General features: G+C 66.1%; 14 protein-coding genes, 1 tRNA gene and 1 other RNA gene. 9 read left to right on the top strand and 7 right to left on the bottom strand.

The annotated features are described in order from the left end of the window. Entirely contained in the window at positions 1–648 is a 648-nt protein-coding gene (locus tag HH308_RS28225; protein ID WP_170197618.1) for a hypothetical protein, read from the bottom strand. 165 nt (positions 649–813) lie between these two features. On the opposite strand from HH308_RS28225, the gene HH308_RS28230 reads away from it, so the two are divergent. Further along, on the top strand, positions 814–2,502 hold the full coding sequence (locus HH308_RS28230) for an MFS transporter (RefSeq protein WP_246284910.1): 1,689 nt from the start codon (positions 814–816) through the stop codon (positions 2,500–2,502). 75 nt (positions 2,503–2,577) lie between these two features. On the opposite strand, the gene HH308_RS28235 is transcribed toward HH308_RS28230, so the two are convergent. Then, positions 2,578–2,662 (bottom strand) — tRNA-Ser (locus tag HH308_RS28235). Positions 2,663–2,771: 109 nt separating this feature from the next. On the opposite strand from HH308_RS28235, the gene ffs reads away from it, so the two are divergent. The 4 genes from ffs (at position 2,772) to HH308_RS28255 (ending at position 7,098) form a co-directional block, all read left to right on the top strand. Beyond that, positions 2,772–2,866: signal recognition particle sRNA small type (ffs, locus tag HH308_RS28240), an RNA gene on the top strand. 54 nt (positions 2,867–2,920) lie between these two features. Then, complete coding sequence (locus HH308_RS28245; RefSeq protein WP_170197619.1) at positions 2,921–4,195, top strand: aspartate aminotransferase type Ic; 1,275 nt, start codon at positions 2,921–2,923, stop codon at positions 4,193–4,195. A gap of 13 nt (positions 4,196–4,208) precedes the next feature. Further along, a complete protein-coding gene (locus HH308_RS28250) occupies positions 4,209–5,528 on the top strand; it encodes a glycosyltransferase 87 family protein (RefSeq protein WP_170197620.1) in 1,320 nt (439 codons plus the stop codon). A gap of 37 nt (positions 5,529–5,565) precedes the next feature. Next, positions 5,566–7,098, top strand: coding sequence for an acyl-CoA synthetase (locus HH308_RS28255; RefSeq protein WP_170197621.1), 1,533 nt, complete (start codon positions 5,566–5,568; stop codon positions 7,096–7,098). 279 nt (positions 7,099–7,377) lie between these two features. Here HH308_RS28255 and HH308_RS28260 read toward each other — a convergent pair whose 3' ends face one another. Beyond that, positions 7,378–7,965 (bottom strand): dihydrofolate reductase family protein, encoded by a 588-nt coding sequence (locus HH308_RS28260; RefSeq protein WP_170197622.1) that lies wholly within the window; start codon positions 7,963–7,965, stop codon positions 7,378–7,380. A gap of 137 nt (positions 7,966–8,102) precedes the next feature. On the opposite strand from HH308_RS28260, the gene HH308_RS28265 reads away from it, so the two are divergent. Next, positions 8,103–10,619: a DNA polymerase III subunit gamma and tau gene (locus tag HH308_RS28265; protein WP_170197623.1), complete on the top strand. Its 2,517-nt coding sequence runs from the start codon at positions 8,103–8,105 to the stop codon at positions 10,617–10,619. Positions 10,620–10,630: 11 nt separating this feature from the next. Here HH308_RS28265 and HH308_RS28270 read toward each other — a convergent pair whose 3' ends face one another. The 4 genes from HH308_RS28270 to HH308_RS28285 are packed head-to-tail and all read right to left on the bottom strand — an operon-like array spanning position 10,631 to position 15,281. Then, entirely contained in the window at positions 10,631–11,875 is a 1,245-nt protein-coding gene (locus HH308_RS28270; RefSeq protein ID WP_170197624.1) for a glycosyltransferase, read from the bottom strand. A gap of 27 nt (positions 11,876–11,902) precedes the next feature. Beyond that, positions 11,903–12,529, bottom strand: a complete 627-nt coding sequence (locus HH308_RS28275; protein WP_170197625.1) for a TetR/AcrR family transcriptional regulator — start codon at positions 12,527–12,529, stop codon at positions 11,903–11,905. Between the two features lie 47 nt (positions 12,530–12,576). After that, complete coding sequence (locus HH308_RS28280) at positions 12,577–13,887, bottom strand: class I SAM-dependent methyltransferase (protein WP_170197626.1); 1,311 nt, start codon at positions 13,885–13,887, stop codon at positions 12,577–12,579. Next, positions 13,884–15,281: an FAD-binding oxidoreductase gene (locus HH308_RS28285; RefSeq protein WP_170197631.1), complete on the bottom strand. Its 1,398-nt coding sequence runs from the start codon at positions 15,279–15,281 to the stop codon at positions 13,884–13,886. The genes HH308_RS28280 and HH308_RS28285 overlap by 4 nt, the downstream gene beginning before the upstream one ends. A gap of 77 nt (positions 15,282–15,358) precedes the next feature. Here HH308_RS28285 and HH308_RS28290 point away from each other — a divergent pair, with 77 nt between their 5' ends. From HH308_RS28290 to HH308_RS28300, 3 genes are read left to right on the top strand one after another with little or no spacing between them, the layout of a single operon-like run. Then, positions 15,359–15,796 carry an SRPBCC family protein gene (locus tag HH308_RS28290; RefSeq protein ID WP_170197627.1) on the top strand — a complete coding sequence of 146 codons (438 nt, stop codon included), beginning with the start codon at positions 15,359–15,361 and terminating at the stop codon, positions 15,794–15,796. A gap of 9 nt (positions 15,797–15,805) precedes the next feature. Beyond that, the gene (locus HH308_RS28295) at positions 15,806–16,729 is read left to right on the top strand and encodes a pseudouridine synthase (RefSeq protein WP_170197628.1); all 924 of its coding nucleotides are present in this window, start codon (positions 15,806–15,808) and stop codon (positions 16,727–16,729) included. After that, positions 16,726–17,640: a ribokinase gene (locus HH308_RS28300; RefSeq protein WP_170197629.1), complete on the top strand. Its 915-nt coding sequence runs from the start codon at positions 16,726–16,728 to the stop codon at positions 17,638–17,640. The genes HH308_RS28295 and HH308_RS28300 overlap by 4 nt, the downstream gene beginning before the upstream one ends. Positions 17,641–17,685: the final 45 nt, after the last annotated feature.

Raw genomic sequence — 17,685 nt, forward strand, 5'->3', positions numbered from 1 at the left:
TCACGCCCGGCGTCGTAATGCGAACGACCGCGCTGCGGCGAACGTCGCGGCCAGCATGCTCACCACGAGCGTCACAACGACGACCCAGGTCGACGTCGTGGTCGAATAGCCCATCCGATACGCCGCCCCCACCCCGATCAACGTCGCAGAGATCGCACCGACCGGCAGGAATGCCGCGGTCACCTTCACCGTCGTCGACGACGGGGCGTCGCCGGCGCGCAGCACGAGATACACCGCGGCGAGCGCCGTGCAGTAGCCCAGCACTCCACTGACCGCGTAAACCGCGAGGATCGTCGCCGTGCTCGAGAATCCGCGTGCCCAGTGCGCATCGGCGAATGCTCCGGCGAGCAGAATCAGCGTCGGGGAGAGGCCGACGGTCGTGCCGAACAACCCTGCGGCGACCACCCGGGCGATTCGGTTGCCGGCCGCGCCGGACATGCGCAGTCCGATGACCCAGAGAAAGACTCCGGCCCCTGCGCCCAGAGCCGCTCCGATCGCCGCAGTCTCGACGTAAACGGACGGGGCCCAATCGATTCGCAGCGAGGTGTAGAATGCGCCGCCCCGGGAAATCGGTGGCCCCGACCATAGTTCCTGTCCGGCGATGGCGATCAGGCTCACCACGGCGCCCAGCGCCGCGAAACCGGTCATTTGACGCAACACGAACCAATCATTACCGATAGAAACGACAAACGGAGCGCCACGGCGAAAGTCGTCGTCGGACTTCGCGTAATTCTCGTCACTTCCGGGCGCTTCGCGCGCCATGCTGTTGTCAGCGGGAGTACTGTCAATATGAATATAATATATTATACGTAGATGGGAGATGTGGTCATGAGCGCCTCGGGCACTACGGCCAGTCCATTCAGACAACCCAAAGCGGTGTGGGCGGTGGCGTTCGCCTGCGTCATCTCGTTCATGGGCATCGGCCTGGTCGATCCGATCCTTCCGGCACTCGCCGAAGGGTTGAAGGCGTCGCCGAGCGATGTGTCGCTGCTGTTCACCAGCTACCTCGTGGTCACCGCGGTCGCGATGCTGGGCGTGAACTGGGTGTCCAGCCGGATCGGATCCAAGCAGACCTTGGTCGTGGGGTTGGCGCTCATCGTCGTCTTCGCGGCCGGCGCGGGACTGATGAACTCGATCGCGGGCGTCATCGGATTCCGCGCGGGCTGGGGGCTCGGGAACGCGCTGTTCATCGCGACCAGCCTGGCCGCGATCGTGGCGTCGGCCAAGGGCGGATTCACCGGTGCGATCATCCTGTACGAGGCGGCCCTCGGAGTCGGTATCGCAGTCGGCCCGTTGCTGGGCGGTTTCCTCGGGTCGATCAGCTGGCGCGGACCGTTCTTCGGTGTGGCCGTGCTGATGTTGATCGCATTGATCGCGACCGTTGCTTTCGTGCCGCGTACGGCGAAACCGACCGAGAAGATCCCGTTGTCGGCGCCGCTGTCCGCGCTACGACACCGCGGCCTGCTGATCATGGGAATCGTTGCGCTGCTGTACAACTGGGGCTTCTTCACGATGATGGGCTACGCCCCCTACCCGATGAAGCTCAGCGCGACCCAACTCGGCCTGGTGTTCGGTGCCTGGGGCGTGCTCGTCGCGGCGTTCGCCGTCTACTTCGCGCCCCGACTGCAGCGCAGGTTCGGCACCGGACGTGTCCTGCTGGTCAATCTGCTCTGTCTCGCGCTGGTGATGGCGGCGATCGCGATCGGTATCGACACCCCCGACGTCGTGATCGTCGCGGTGATCGTCAGCGGCGCCTTCATCGGCATCAACAACACGCTGACCACCCAAGCGGTGATGATGGTGTCGCCGGTCGACCGGTCGGTCGCGTCGTCGGCCTATGGATTCCTGCGGTTCATCGGCGGCGGTCTGGCACCGTTCGTCGCGGGCAAGCTGGCCGCTGCGACTACCGAGAGCATGGCCTTCGCGTTGGGCGCAGCCGCCTTCGTCATCGCCGTGCCGGTGTTGGCGATGGGCCGCAAGTACCTGGCCGCCGCCGAGCAAGAAGTCCAGGAACCCGAGCCGGTGCCGACCACCGTGGAGAAGGTCGCGGGCGCCCTGCCCGAAGGCGTGCGGCCGATGGTCGTCGCCATCGGCGCGAACGACCATCGGCGCTGGATCGTCGACAAGGCCGCGCAGTTGGCGCGGCTGGAGAGCATTCCGCTGGAGATCATCCACGTGCGCGAGACGCAGATCGTCGGCGACCAGGCCGTCGCGCGCGAGACGGCCGAGAGCGCACACGCTCTGGTCTCCGAGGAACTCGATCGCATCGCGAAGACCACCGACCTGCAAGCGCGCGGCATGGTGCTCTACAGCGTCGGCGACCGAGAGGAGGTCGGGCGCGTGTTGGCCCGCCACATCGACCGGGTCAATGCGCGGGCGGTCGCGATCCGGCGCAGTCCCGGTGGAGTCGCGACCGTTCGAGGCTTGCTCGACGAGCACGGCGAAACGTCGTACAACATCGTGCTACTCGATCCGGGGCTGGCGGACATCCCGTTGGTGTAGTCGAGGCCAGCCACGGCCCGAAACCACGAAATCGCCCGTCACCTGCACAATCACAGGTGACGGGCGATTCCACTGCGGAGGATAGGGGATTTGAACCCCTGAGGGCGTTAACCCAACCCGCGTTCCAGGCGAGCGCCATAGGCCACTAGGCGAATCCTCCAACCCGGGAATGATAACCGGCGAAGGCCCCGGAACCCAAAACGGCGGTGGGCACGCCGAAACCGGACCCCGCGATGTGACCGCGGACGGGCCTACCGTCTACACTTCTCTACGGATCCCGCGCGGCGTGCATCCTGTGAACTCCCCCAGGGCCGGAAGGCAGCAAGGGTCAACGGGCTCTGACGGGTGCGCGGGGTCCCCTTATCTTCACCCCACCACCGCTGCATTTGCGTCGTCGCTGCGAGAGGCCCTCAAAGTCGTGAACTTTCACTCGATGAGTCCTGACCAACTTCGCGAGATCGCCGACGACCTGACCAAGCAGTACGAGCGCCTGCAGGCGGCGGGACTCAAGCTCGACCTCACCCGCGGCAAACCCGCTCCCGAGCAGCTCGACCTGTCCAACGACATGCTGTCGCTGCCGGGCGACGACTACCGCGATTCCACCGGTGTCGACTGCCGCAACTACGGCGGCCTCACCGGCCTCGCCGACTTGCGGACCATCTTCGGCGAGCTGCTGGGCGTCGCTCCCGCAAATCTGCTGTCCCTGGGCAATTCGAGCCTGGAGATCATGCACGACCTCACCGTCTTCGGATTGCTGCACGGCACCGCCGGGTCGTCGACGACGTGGGCCGCGCAGGGCCCGATCAAATTCCTGTGCCCCAGCCCCGGCTACGACCGTCACTTCGCGATCACCGAGGCCTACGGCATCGAGATGATCCCGGTGCCCATGCTGCCCGACGGCCCCGACACCGAGGTGTGTGCCGAGCTCCTCGCCGCCGACCCCTCGATCAAGGGCATGTGGGCGGTCCCGACCTACTCCAACCCGACCGGCGTCACTTTCTCCGAGGAGACCACCCGTCGCCTGCTGGAGATGCCGGCCGCTGACGATTTCCGCATCTACTGGGACAACGCCTACGCGGTGCACACGCTGGTCGACGCCGCGCCGACGCCATTGCCGGTCCTCGAGATGGCCGCGCGAGCCGGGCACCCGGATCGCGTCTACGTCCTCGGCTCGACGTCGAAGATCACCTTCGCGGGCGCAGGCGTGTCGTTCCTCGGTGCGTCGCAGGCCAACCTCGACTGGTTCAGCAAGCATCTGTCGGTCACGACGATCGGCCCGGACAAACTCAACCAGCTGCGGCATGTGAAGTTCTTCGGCGACGCCGACGGTGTGCGCGCACACATGGCGCGGCACCGCGACATCCTGGTTCCCAAGTTCCGCGCCGTCCTCGACATTCTCGAAGCGCGCCTGGCCGAGTCGAAGGTCGCATCGTGGACCGACCCGGAGGGCGGCTACTTCATCAGCCTCGACGTCATCGACGGTGCAGCCGCCCGCACCATCGAACTGGCCAAGAACGCCGGCATCGCGCTGACCGCCTACGGCTCGACGTTCCCGTACAAGCGGGATCCGCACGACCGCAACATCCGCCTCGCCCCGACGTTCCCGCAGATCGACGAGCTGAAGGTCGCGATGGACGGCGTCGCAACATGCGTGTTGCTGGCGTCGACCGAGGTGTTGCTGGAATCGCATTGATCGTGTCGCGGAGGTGAGTCAGCAGCGTCGACGAGGACTCGTCTCCACGACGGCGGTCGTCGGGTTCGTGCTCACCGGCCTGCTGGCTTGGTGGCTGCAAGACGTGATCATTCCCTACGACCGGCCGATCTGGGGACTGTTCGACTATCAGCTCGACCTCGACGTCTACCGGGCCGGCGCCCAGACCGTGCTCGACGGCGGAAAGCTGTACGAGGCAAAGCTTCTCGGACAGATGGACTACACGTACGCGCCGATCTCAGTGATCGTGTTCATCCCGTTCGCCCTGATGTCGTTCGACGCCGCGCGGATCGTCTGGTCGATCGGCATCTTCATCGCCCTGTACCTGGTCATCATGCTCAGCTTCAAAAGTCTTGGCCATCAAGCCGATTGGCGACTGCGCACGATCGCGGTGTCGCTGATCTCGGTGATGATGCTGCTCGAGCCGGTGCGTACCACCGTCTGGTACGGGCAGATCAACGTCTTCTTGATGCTGCTGATTCTCGCGGATCTGCTGCGCCGCATGCCCGTCGGCTCCGACGACGTCACGCAGCCCCGGTTATCCGGCGTCGCAACGGGTTTCGCCGCGGGAATCAAGCTGACCCCGCTGATCTTCATCTTCTACCTGGTGCTGCTCCGACGCTGGCGCACCGCCCTCGGCGTGGTCGGCGGGTTCGTCGGGACGATCGCCGTCGGGTTCTTCGTATTGCCCGCGGAGTCGTGGAAGTTCTGGACGCAGACCATGTTCGACTCCAATCGGGTGGGCGTGCCGCAGACGTCGGGCAACCAGTCGGCGCGCGGAGCACTGGCGAATCTGATCGGATCCGACTCGCCGAATGTGGTGCTGTGGCTGGCGATTGCGCTCGCAGCGGTCGCACTCGGCATGTACGCGGCGGTCCTGGCGCATCGGCACGGGCAGGAACTGCTCGCGTTGTCGCTCGTCGGCATGACGTCGTGCGTGGTGTCACCGATGTCGTGGGGACACCATTGGGTGTGGTTCGTGCCGCTGGTGGTCCTCGGCATCCACTTCGTGTTCGACGCCGGGCGCAGTTCGGCTGAGCGCGTCGGTGCCGGCGTTCTCCTGGTCGCCGGATTCCTCTCCGCCTTCGCCTGGCGCGAGCACATCTCCTTCGCTATCTGGCTGGTCAATCAGACTGTGCCCGAAGCATTCCTGACTGGTTTGTTCTTCAAAGACGGCATCGTCTGGCTGCGCTGGTTTACCGTCGACCCGTATAACTGGGTGTTCATCGGCGTGGCGGTGGCGACCATCGTCGTCGCCCGACGGTCGGCGACGAGAATGTCCAATTCGCCATCGGCGGCGGCCCTGCCTGGTTAGTCTCGACGGGCCGCGACGACATTCTGCGAGGAGTCTCATGTCATCGACCCAGCCCTACACCGACCTCGGCTCGTGGATTGCTCGACGAGCCGCCATCAGCCCCGACCGGCCCGCGATCACCTTCGGCGACGACACGCAGACCTTCGGGGCGCTGTCGCACCGAATCGACTGTCTCGCAGCACAACTGCGCGAGGGTGGGGTCGCAGTCGGTGACCGCGTCGGGTACCTCGGACCCAACCATCCGGCCTTCCTCGTCACCATGTTCGGCTGCGCGCGGGCGGGTGCGGTCTTCGTGCCGCTCAACTTCCGGCTCACCGGAGCCGAACTCGCGTACATCATCGGCGACGCGGGCATCGGCACGCTGATCGTCGACGCCTCGCTGACGCCCGGCGTCGACGCGGTGCGCGACGAATTGGCGGTCACCCGGTGGATCGCGGTCGGGACCGTCGACGGGTGGGAGTCGTTCGACGCCGTGGCGTCGGCGTCGGAGCCGATCACCGATCCGGCTGCTCCCGAACCATCCGACGTCGGGCTGATCATGTACACTTCGGGCACCACCGGCCGTCCCAAGGGCGCGATGTTGACGCATGGAAACATGTTCTGGAACAACGTCAACGCGTTGCTGAGCCTTGACGTCACCTCCACCGACATCTCGCTCGTATGTGCGCCCCTGTTCCACATCGGCGGCCTGAACGTCACGACTCTGGTGACCCTGCAGAAGGGTGGGCAGATCGTGCTGATGCCGGCATTCGATCCGGTGCAGGCGCTGAAACTCATTGCGGACAAACACATTACGACGATGTTCGGTGTTCCGGCGATGTACCTGTTCATGAGCCAGGTACCCGACTTCGAGACGACCGACGTGTCGAGCATCCGCTATCTCGTGTGCGGCGGCGCGCCGGTGCCCGAACCGTTGATGCGCCGATACGGCGCGCGTGGCATCCCGTTCGCGCAGGGCTACGGTCTGACCGAGACGGCGCCGCTGGCGTTGGTGATGTCGACCGACGAGAGCGAACGCAAGATCGGCGCGGCGGGCAACAAGGTGGTGCCGCTGTCGGATGTGCGACTCGTCGACGCAGACTACAACGAGGTCCCGGTCGGTGAACCCGGTGAGATCTGCGTCCGCGGCCCGCAGGTGATGGCCGGCTACTGGCGCAACGAGGCGGCGACGCGGGCCGTCATCGACGACGGCGGATGGTTCCACACCGGCGACATCGGCACGGCCGACGCCGACGGTTACGTCTTCGTCGTGGACCGCGTCAAGGACATGGTCATCACCGGCGGTGAGAACGTCTACCCGGCCGAGGTGGAGAGCGTGCTCTACAGCCATCCCGCGGTAGCCGAAGTCGCGGTGCTCGGCACCCCGCACGAGAAGTGGGGTGAAGCGGTGACCGCCGTCGTCGCACTCAAGCCCGACGCCACGCTGACCCTCGACGAGTTGCGTGAGCACGCGAAAGACCGATTGGCCGGCTACAAGCTTCCGCTGCGACTGGAGTTCGTCGACGCCCTGCCCCGCAATCCGTCCGGCAAGGTGTTGAAGTTCCAGCTGCGAGACGCATTGGCGGAGTAGGAGTTCCGTTCACACCCCGACGTCGGGTGTCGTTGTTTGGAAGCTGCCTCCTCAGCTCTGTCGGGGTGGATTTTCCCTCGGCGACACTGTCGGGGCCGATTGCAATCTGTCGGTGTTTGAAAGCTGCCTCCTCAGTTCTGCCGGGGTGGATTTTCCCTCGGCGACAGTGTCGGGGCTGATTGCAATCTGTCGGTGTTTGGAAGCTGCCTCCTCAGTCCTGTCGGGGTGGATTTTCCCTCGGTGACACTGTCGGGGCCGATTGCAATCGGACGTCGTGAGTCATCCGGCCTGCGGGTGCAGTGTCGGCCGGTAGGTGAGTTCCTGCGTTCGTCCGTCGAGTGTGAGTGCCTGCACCAGCTCTAGGTCGAAGTCGGCGGCGCCGCCGAAGACGGGTTCGCTCCCGGTCTCGCCGGTGATCACCGGATACACCGTCACCTGGATGAAGTCGACGAGTCCGGCGGCCATCAGCGCGTGATTGAGGGACAGGCTGCCGTGTGAACGTAGCGGAACGTCGGAGTCGCGTTTGAGCGCGGCGATGATGTCGACGGCGTCGCCGCTGACAATCTCGGCGTCGGGCCAGTCGAGCGGTGCCCGCAGCGTCGAGGAGACGATCGTCGCCGGAAGATTGATCATCTTGCTCACCCACGGGTCGAGGAGAGAGGGATCGCCGTCGGGGTCGGCCAACATCGTCGAGAACACTCGATAGGTGTCCGCTCCGAACACCATTCGGTGGGGCTCGGCGTACAGGTCGAGGCGGTGCTCGAGCAGTTCGGGGCCCTGTTTGCCCCAGTATCCGGTCCAATCGCCACCGGCCGCGCCGAAGCCGTCGAGCGACGAGAATACGTCGAAAGTGTAGGTGGCGGCCATGATTCCTCCAGGTTGTCGTGCGGCAGTCGCGGGTCTGCAGGGACAGACCGGCCGCGCCGCCGAAACTCATCGGAGTGCGGGCGGATCAGACGTCGGGCGGAGGCAGCGCTGTCGGTGGGTATCGGTAGTCTCGACGCGTGGCTCTCTATCGGACTTACCGCCCGGCAACCTTCGCCGAAGTCGTCGGTCAGGAGCATGTCACCGACCCGCTCGGCCGTGCCCTCGACACCGGCCGCATCAACCATGCCTACCTGTTCTCCGGTCCGCGTGGCTGCGGTAAGACGTCGTCGGCGCGTATTCTGGCGCGTTCGCTCAACTGCGAACAGGGCCCTACGTCGACGCCGTGCGGTGTGTGCTCGTCGTGTGTCGCCCTCGCGCCGGGCGGGCCGGGCAACCTCGACGTCATCGAGCTCGACGCCGCGAGTCACGGTGGCGTCGACGACACCCGCGAACTGCGTGACCGCGCGTTCTACGCGCCGAGCGAATCGCGCTATCGCGTGTTCATCGTCGACGAAGCGCACATGGTCACCAACGCGGGCTTCAACGCGCTGTTGAAGATCGTCGAGGAGCCGCCAGAACACCTGATCTTCATCTTCGCGACCACCGAACCGGAGAAGGTGCTGCCCACCATCCGGTCGCGCACGCACCACTATCCATTCCGTCTGCTCGCCCCGCCGGTGATGCGCGGACTGTTGGAGAAGATCTGCGCCAGCGAGGGTGTCACCGTCGCGCCCGAGGTATTTCCACTGGTCATCCGTGCCGGCGGCGGGTCGCCGCGAGACTCGCTGAGCATCCTCGATCAACTTCTCGCCGGTGCGGGTGAGGAAGGCGTCGTCTACGACCGTGCCCTCTCGCTGCTCGGCGTCACCGACGTCGCGCTGATCGACGACGCCATCGACGGTCTCGCCGCCGCCGACGGCGGCCGACTGTTCGCAACGGTCGAGCGTGTCGTCGACGCCGGGCACGATCCGCGCCGGTTCGCCGTCGACCTCCTCGAACGACTCCGCGACCTGATTCTGTTGCAAGCCGTTCCCGACGCCGTGGATCGCGGGCTGGTCGAGGCGCCCGGCGATCAGCTCGATCGCATGCGCGCCCAGATCGAGACGCTCGGACCGGCGGCACTGACCAGATTCGCGGAGACCGTACATGCGGCGCTCGGCGAAATGCGCGGCACCACCTCGCCCCGGCTGCTGCTGGAAGTGATGTGCGCGCGGATGCTGCTGCCCGCGGCCTCCGCCGCTGACGCCGCATTGCTTCAGCGACTGGAACGACTCGAATCCGGTGTCGTTGCGGCACCGCGCGTTGCGGGTGCCGGGAGCGGCGCCGACGCACCGGCCGCGAGCGCACCCGCTCCGTCTGTGCCGCGAGCGCCCGCCGCCGACGACCCCGCTCCGCGGTTCGTCCGGAGATCGAAGCAGAAAGCCTCCGAGGCAACACCGGCCGGTCCACCTCAACCGGAGTCGACGGCCGAACCTGTTGCGCCACAGGTTAATACACCGACGGTTGAGCCCGTGGAGGCCGCGGAGGAACCGGTTGCCCAGGCCACCGCCACGCCGCAACACGCCGAAGCGTCGCCAGCTCAGGATGAGTCCGTCGCGTTGCCGTGGGAGCCAGAGCCCGTCGTCGAACGGACACCCGCTGCGCCGACACCTGCGATGGCTCCGCCCACACCGACCCGCCCCGAGCCGCCGCGTGCTCCCGAACCGCGGCAGGCCGGGCCCGAGACGTCGAATGCCCCCGACCTGCCGAAGGCCCGCCCCGAACCGCCGCGCGGCCCCGAACCGCAACAGGCCGGGCCCGAGACGTCGAATGCCCCCGACCTGCCGCAGGCCCGCCCCGTGCCGCCGCGCGCCCCCGAACCCCAACAGGCCGGGCCCGAGACGTCGAATGCCCGGCCGGAGTCATCCCGCGCTCGGCCGGCGGCGTCGCGCGAGGCGCCGGTCGTCGACGGCATCCCGCTGCCTGACGAACCGCTCGACGACGAATTCACCATCCCGGAGCCCGAACCCCGTGCGGCACAAGCTCGTCCGGCGCCCGAGCCGCAACCGGAGCCGGAGGTCGCTGCGCCGGGACTCGACGTCGAGACCGTGCGCAAGCGGTACCAGGAGGTGCGTTCGGCGGTGCGCGAACGCTCGAAGAGCCTGGAGCCGATGCTCTCGGCCGCGACGATCCATGACCTGCAGGATCAGACCGTCGTGCTCGGTCACCCAATCGAGGTTCTCGTCGGTCGGCTCTCGGCGTCGCACGCGGTCGACATCATCCGCCAGTCGTTGCAGCAGGTGTTCGGCGTCGAACTGGATGTGCGGACCGTCCACGTACCACCTGGGTCCGCGGGCCCCGCGACGACGAGTTCACCCGCCCCGAAACAGCAGGCGGCACCGCGCCGCCAGACATTCTCCCGCCCGAGCCAATCGTCGGGAAATGGTGAACGCCAACAGGATCCGGTGCCGGCTCCACCGGAGGCCGTAGCGGAACCAGAGGAACCTGCGCCGCCACCACCGCCACCGCCGACGCCCGATGAAGAGCTCACCGACGCCGAGCGTGACGAGATGGTCGAGCAGGCGAAGTCGAGCGGCCCCGACGCCCGGCTGGATCCCGAACAGGTTGCGATGGAACTGCTCAAGTCGGAGCTCGGAGCACGCCCGCTGGAATGAGGCTCGGCACTCTACGCGCCGAGCAGTTCCTCGATCCGCTTGACCATCGCGCCGCCACCGTCTTCGCTGTCGATGCGGTGTGAGATCTCTTGCGCGGCACGCTGATACGTGGGGTCGGTGAGTGCGGCGTCGATGGCCGAGGCGAGCGCGTCGACACCGAGTTTCGGTCTCGGCAGCGCCGCCGGACTCACACCGAGTCGACGCAGTCGTTCGGCCCAGAACGGTTGATCGCCGCCAGGTGAGGGAATCGCGATCGTCGGAACACCGGCCCGCAGGGCCGACGCGGTGGTGCCCGCGCCGCACGAATGGCCCACTGCCGCTACTCGCGGAAACAACCAATCATAGGGTGCTGCACCGATATTCACGATGCCGGTACCTGCAACGTCGAGGCCGACACCACCGGACTGCACGATCGCCCGAGTGCCCGTCTTTTCGACGGCGGCACCGATGACATCGGAGAGTCGCTTCGCCTCCGAGGTCGACACCATGAGTGATCCGAGGCCGATGAAGATCGGCGGATCTCCGGCGTCGAGGAAGGCCGAGAGGGCCTCGGGTGGGACCCAGTCGGCGGTCGGCTGAGCGGGCCACCAGTAGCCGGCGACGTCGAGGCCGTCGCGCCAATCCCGTGGTTTCGGAAGGACCGAGGGCGAATACCCATGCAGGATAGGCCAATTGGCGGCCGTACGCTGTTTGCGCATGGCTCGCGCCGACTTTCCAGGCAGCCCGAGTCGGTCGCGGAACGAGGCGATTGTCTTGGCATACAGGCGATCTAGCGCCGATGCGGCGAACCGGCCCGCGCGTCGATTGAGAAAGGCGCCGGCCGACCAGGCTCCCATCAATGCGGGCGGATACTCGGCGGTGGCCGACAGCGGTTGCAGTCGTGCGCCGATACTCGGAATCCCGCGGAACTCGGCGAAGGGATGTCCGGCGAGTTCGGCGAACGGCGAAAGCACGACGAGGTCGGCGGGAACGTCGTCGAGGGAGTCGAGCAGATTGTCGCCGAGTTGTTTCATGCCTTTCGGCATGATCATCTCTCGTGCCGCCTTGAGGGGATCGATGTCGTCCGGGCTCATCTCGGCGTCGAGCTGAAAGTCGACCGGACGCACCGGGATTCCGCGGTCGGTGACGTCGTCGGCGAACTCGGTTGACGCGGTCATCACCACGCTGTGGCCGGATTGTTGTAGACGCGCCGCGAAGTCGGTCAGGGGGAGGATGTCGCCACGGGAACCGTAGGTGGCGATGATGATGTCGGCCATGTGCTGCTCCGATCGACGAGCGGGTGGTCAGGTCTGCGTGGGCTGTGTTGCGAGGAGGAAGGTGTGGACCAGATCCTCGCCGTAGGCGCGGACGTCGAAATCGGGGTCGGCGGTGGCCGGCAGCATCGCGCCACCGATGGCGCTGCGAATGGCGAGGGCTAGCGAAGTCGTCGGCAGTGAACGGAATTCACCAGATTCGACGCCGTCGGCGAGGATGGTGTCCAGCTCGATCGTGGCGAGGTCGGCGAGCAGCTCGGGCGGAATCTGCAGTCCGGCTTCGTGTAGACGCCGTCCGTCGCCGGTGCGGAAATTGTTGGCGATCTCCATGAGCGCGAGCTGATGGCCGCGGTGGGTGTCGATGTAGTCGATGTGGCACCGAATGTGGGCGGCGAGCTTGGCCGCGGCGCCGTCGGCTGCCGACACCACCGGCAGCATCGCCGCGACGAGCGAGCGGTAGCACTCGCCGACGACGGCTGTCACCAGCTCATCCTTGTTTCCGAAGTGATAGAGCACGACGCTCATCGCGACGTCGGCGCGCTCGGCGATCTTGCGTACCGATGCCTTGCCGTAGCCGAGCTCGGCGATGGCATCGATGGCACAGCCGACGAGCTGGGCTCGCCGGGCTGTCTCGGTGAACGTCGGTGCAGATCGCATGATCTATTTATAGATCAGGTGATCTAGGACCGCAAGGTTGGGGAGTCCTATCCCTCCCACCAGGGCCGCAGTGGCAGATCCTTCCCGCCGCGTTCGTCCAGTTTGGTGGCCAGCACGTGATGGAGCTGAATGATGTTGCGTTCGAAGCCGATTCGGCAGCCAGCCATGTAGAGGCCCCACAGGCGGGCGGTACCCTCGCCGACCTCCTCGACGGCTTCGTCCCAGTGGCTCACCAGGTTCGCGTTCCAATCGCGCAGCGTCATCGCGTAGTGCTCGCGGAAGTTCTCCTCATGGATCACCTCCATGCCGCCGATGTCCTGCAGCTTGGAGATGATCTTGCCGGAGCCGGTCAGCTCACCGTCCGGGAAGACATAGCGGTCGATGAAGGAGCCGGCGCGGTTCTGCTTGTTGTTGTCGGGGCGAGTGATGCAGTGGTTCAGCAACATTCCACCGACGCGGAGACGGTCGCGGATGAAGCCGAAGTAGGCCGGGTAATTGTGTACGCCGATGTGCTCGGTCAACCCGATCGACGAGACGGCGTCGAATCCCGTCTCAGTGACGTCGCGGTAGTCGCAGTGACGGATCTCGGCGAATTCCCCGAGCCCTTCGTCGATGATTGCCTGTTGGCCCCACTCGGCCTGCTCGGCGGACAGTGTGGCGCCGATGACGTGCACGCCGCGCCGGGCCGCATAGCGGACCATGCTGCCCCAGCCGCAGCCGATGTCGAGCAGACGGTCGCCCGGCTCGAGGCGAAGCTTGTCGAAGATCAGACGGTACTTGTTCTCCTGCGCCTCTTCGAGACTCGCCTCCAGCGTCGGATAGACCGCGCACGTATACGTCATCGAGGGTCCCAGAACCCACTCGTAGAAGGTGTTGGAAACGTCGTAGTGGTGGTGGATCACCTCGGCGTCGCGGGCTCGACTATGCCGCAGGCCCTCGGCGAATCGACGCCACCGGGGAAGGGCTTCCTGCGGGGGCGGGGCGATCGGCTTGAAGTGCTCGATGCCCAGCGAACGTGCGATCTGGGCCAACTCCAGCGGCGTCGGGCGCGCGAAATGCAGGTCCGCGGCCAGCGCGCGCAGCGCCTCGTAGGGGTTTGCCGGGTGTGCGCCGATCAACTCCAAGTCGCCGGAGATGTAGGCGCGGGCCAGGCCGAGATCGCCCGGCGCGGTCACCAAATACGTTGTGCCACGGGAATTCTTGAGTCGCAGTCCGTAGTCCGCATCGGCGGGGCCCGCGCTGGAGCCGTCGTAGGCCTCGATTCGGATGGAGAGGTTCCCGCCGAGAAGTATCTCGAAGATCTCCGCCAACGGCATCTTGTCGGTGCGCGTTGGTTTGCTGTCTCTGGTCGTCGTCATTGGCGCTTCACCGCTTTCGCATAGAGGTCCAACAGTCGGCTGTTGGGGTCATATCGTTTCTTCAGGAGGCGGAGTTGTTCGCCTCCGTAGAGCTCATCGAATTCGTCCTCGGCATAGAAGGACTCGGAATACAACGACTTGTGTCCGTCGAGGTCGGCGACCTTGCGTTCGATCAGCTTGTTGGCATGACCGGGGTCGCCCGGCGTGACAGGTACCGCCGACCAGAACCCGACGTTCACGTAAGTCCGTTGTGGCTCAAGGGGATACAGCGGCCAGGGGCGGTGCGCGTCGGCTCCGACCTGCGCCGGTTCGCGAAGTTTCAAGGGACACAACCAGATCGGCTCGATCGGAATGTCGCGCAGGAACCACTCGACGAAGTCGGTGAGCCGCTCGATCGGCACTTCGATGTCCTGCACCACCCGCTCGCCGGGCGGCAAGCCCTTACGGGCATTGAGCCGATCGCCGATGTCGAAGCGCTGGTCGTAGCCGATGAGTTTCCAATAGAAGCTGCTGCGCAGCAACTTCTTCGGCCAGAACTTGCGAATCCTCGGGTTCTGCGCACCGAACGCGCGCGAGCACCAGAACCAGTCGGTGTCCCACCGCCAGAGGTAGTCGTGAATGGTCAGCCGATCACGTTTCGGCGTCGACGCCGAGTCGTGCTGGATGGACCGATAGAAGATGCCCATGCCGGTGTAGTCGCTGACCGGCCCCGGGTCGTCGGTCTGGCGGCCGAGTGTGAGATACGCCTCGTTCGCGGTGAACGCCACGCCGTCGAGGTAGTCGACCCGCTCACCGTCGTAGCTCTGTTCGGCGACGATGGTGTCCATCGTCGTCTGCAGAGTCGCGATGTCGGTGAATCGCACGTGGCGTAGTTCCACGAATCGCTTGACGGGCTCGAGGTCGATCCGCAGGCGCACCGAATAGCCAAGCGTGCCATAGGAGTTGGGAAACCCGAAGTAGAGGTCGGAATTGTCGCCGGTGGGCGTGGCGGTGATCAATTCGCCTTCGCCGGTGAGGATTTCGATCTCCCGCACCGCCTCGTGGGGTAATCCGCTGCGGAAGGAGGTGCTTTCGATGCCGAGACCGGTGACCGCGCCGCCGAGGGTGATCGTCTTGAGTTGCGGTACGACGGTGGGCGCCAATCCGTAGGGGAGGGTGGCGTCGACGAGATCCTCGTAGGTGCACATACCTGCGACGTCGGCGGTTCGAGCGTCGGGATCTACCGAGATGACTCGATCGAGTCCGGAGACGTCGAGTCCGGGGTAGGGGTTCTTGGCCCGCTTGCGGAAGAGATTCGACGTCTTCTTCGCGAGGCGGACCGTTCCATCGGCGGGTATGGCTCGGTAGCTCGACAGGAGGGTTTCCACGCCCTGCCGAAATGCCTGCGACCCCATCTCCAAGCGTGCAGAACTCACTTGGTTAGCCTAGGTCGAGATTGTTGCGTCCGCCAACTGATTCAAAGGAGCCCCACGTGGGACAGGTTTCCGCTACCAAATCGATCGACATCGCCGCCGCCCCCGACGCGGTGCTCACCGCCTTGGCCGACTACGACCAGACGCGCCCGGCGATCCTGCCCGAGCAGTACCGTGACTATCACGTGCTCGCCGGCGGGCAGGGCGCGGGCACGCAGGTGCATTGGATTCTCCAGGCCACCGAGAAGCGCTCGCGCGACGTGCAGGCCACCGTGACCGTCGCCGGTCAGACGATCACCGAGACCGACGCCAACTCGACGATGGTCACCACCTATACCGTCCAGGCGGCGGGCAGCGGATCGACGGTCTCCACGACGACCAGCTGGCAGGGTGCGGGCGGCATCGGCGGGTTCTTCGAGAAGACCTTTGCGCCCAAGGGACTCAACAAGATTCAGGCCGCACTGCTGGGGAACCTGAAGACCCGCCTGGAAAGCTGATCGGGGCCGATGGCTCGGCGTCGTAAGCCGTCTCCACTGTCGCCGCGCCTCGGCGTCGACGCGACTCGCGTGGTGTTGCGCTTCGACGCCGAGACGACGCTCGGCCACGCGGTGCTGTCGACGCCGGCCGCCGACGGCCTCACCCTCGACGATCTCGCGGCGCGCGCCGACGCCGGTGAGCTCGTCGACGTCGACGGCCGGCGGGTCGATCCCGGCGAACCGTCGACCGCAAACCGCGCGATCTACTTCTACCGCGACCTGCCCCATGAAGTGGAAATACCCTTCGACCTGGAGATTCTGCATTCCGACGCCGACCTCATCGTCGTCGACAAGCCGCATTTCCTGGCGACGATGCCGCGCGGGAGACACGTGACGCAGACGGCGCTCGTTCGGCTCCGACGACACTTCGGCAACGATGAGATCGCTCCCGCACACCGGCTCGACCGACTGACCGCCGGCGTCCTGCTGTTCACGGTTCGTCCGCAGGTCAGGGCGGCATATCAAGAACTGTTCGCGGCGCGCTCAGCCCGCAAGACCTATCTCGCGAGGGCGCATGCCGACGAGGCGCTGCGGACACCGCGGCGCGTCGAGAACCGCATCCGCAAAGACGCGGGCGACCTGCGGGCCCGCGTCGAATCCGGCCCGGTCAATGCCATCAGCGACGTCGAGCTGATCGGCGACGCCGGGGGTGATGGTCTGTACCGCCTGACGCCGCATACCGGGCGGACGCATCAATTGCGGCTGCACATGGCCGGGCTGGGGCTGCCCATCGTCGGCGACCCGCTGTATCCCGACGTCCGGCAGGAGTTGGCCGAGCTCCCCGACCGCGGCGACTTCACCCAACCGCTGCGCCTGTTGGCCGCGACGCTGGAATTCGATGATCCTCTCACCGGGGTGCCACGCAGGTTCGAGAGCAGAAGAGGGCTGGAATGAGTCGGGTGGTCGTCGTCGGGTCGCTCAACATGGACCTCCTGGTTCACACCGAACGACGTCCGTCCGGGGGCGAAACGGTCGCCGGCTCCGACTTGCTGCTCGGTCCCGGCGGCAAGAGTGCGAACCAGGCGGTCGCCGCCGCACGACTCGGTGCGCACGTCACGATGATCGGTGCGGTCGGCCGCGACGTCTTCGGACAGCGCCTGCGCGCATTCGTCGATGCCGAGGGAATCGACACCGATGGGATCACGACCATCGACGACGTCGCGACCGGAACCGCGGTCATCATCGTCGATGATGAGGGGGAGAATTCGATCGTCGTCTCGTCCGGAGCGAATGCGCGGGTCACGGGGGAGTGGGTCGAGGCCCGACGCTCGATGTTCGACGCCGCGTCCGTCGTCGTTCTCTGCCTGGAAATACCGCTCGACGGCGTGCTGGCCGCGGCCCGGGCGGGACATGCGGCAGGCGCGACGGTGATTCTGAATCTGTCGCCCTACATCGAGGTCCCGGACGAGTTGTTGATGCTGACCGACGTGCTGTTGGTCAATGAGCATGAATGTCGAGCCGCCGTCGGCGCCGATCTGCCGTGGGACGAGGCCGCCGTGGTACTTGTAGGCAACGGCGTAGGTCGCGCGATCGTCACGCTCGGCGCGCGGGGTTCGGTGGTCCTCGACGCTACGTCGGTGACCGAGATCACGTCGATTCAGGTGGCCGTCGCCGACACCACCGGATGCGGCGATGCCTACACCGGAACCATCGCTGCGGGCCTGGCTCGTGGACTCGGGCTCGTCGACGCCGCGCATGCCGCGAGTCGTGTCAGCGCGGCTGCCGCGACTCGGGTGGGTGCGTCGGCGTCGTATCCCAGCTCCGCCGATGCGACGCGGCTGGCGTGGGGAGACCGCCGCGGATAGCAGAGTGTTCACGCGCGCCCTATCCGCCGGTTGAGCGAGGCGAAG

The sequence above is a fragment of the Gordonia asplenii genome (assembly GCF_012933505.1).
Classification (GTDB): domain Bacteria; phylum Actinomycetota; class Actinomycetes; order Mycobacteriales; family Mycobacteriaceae; genus Gordonia; species Gordonia asplenii.

Bases quoted from the DNA above. Each gene is read 5' to 3' on its own strand.
- HH308_RS28255 (WP_170197621.1), top strand. From the start codon at position 5,566: ATGTCATCGACCCAGCCCTACACCGACCTCGGCTCGTGGATTGCTCGA.
- HH308_RS28230 (WP_246284910.1), top strand. From the start codon at position 814: ATGGGAGATGTGGTCATGAGCGCCTCGGGCACTACGGCCAGTCCATTC.
- HH308_RS28270 (WP_170197624.1), bottom strand. From the start codon at position 11,875: ATGGCCGACATCATCATCGCCACCTACGGTTCCCGTGGCGACATCCTC.
- HH308_RS28295 (WP_170197628.1), top strand. From the start codon at position 15,806: ATGGCTCGGCGTCGTAAGCCGTCTCCACTGTCGCCGCGCCTCGGCGTC.
- HH308_RS28285 (WP_170197631.1), bottom strand. From the start codon at position 15,281: ATGGGGTCGCAGGCATTTCGGCAGGGCGTGGAAACCCTCCTGTCGAGC.
- HH308_RS28280 (WP_170197626.1), bottom strand. From the start codon at position 13,887: ATGACGACGACCAGAGACAGCAAACCAACGCGCACCGACAAGATGCCG.
- HH308_RS28300 (WP_170197629.1), top strand. From the start codon at position 16,726: ATGAGTCGGGTGGTCGTCGTCGGGTCGCTCAACATGGACCTCCTGGTT.
- HH308_RS28275 (WP_170197625.1), bottom strand. From the start codon at position 12,529: ATGCGATCTGCACCGACGTTCACCGAGACAGCCCGGCGAGCCCAGCTC.
- HH308_RS28260 (WP_170197622.1), bottom strand. From the start codon at position 7,965: ATGGCCGCCACCTACACTTTCGACGTATTCTCGTCGCTCGACGGCTTC.
- HH308_RS28225 (WP_170197618.1), bottom strand. From the start codon at position 648: ATGACCGGTTTCGCGGCGCTGGGCGCCGTGGTGAGCCTGATCGCCATC.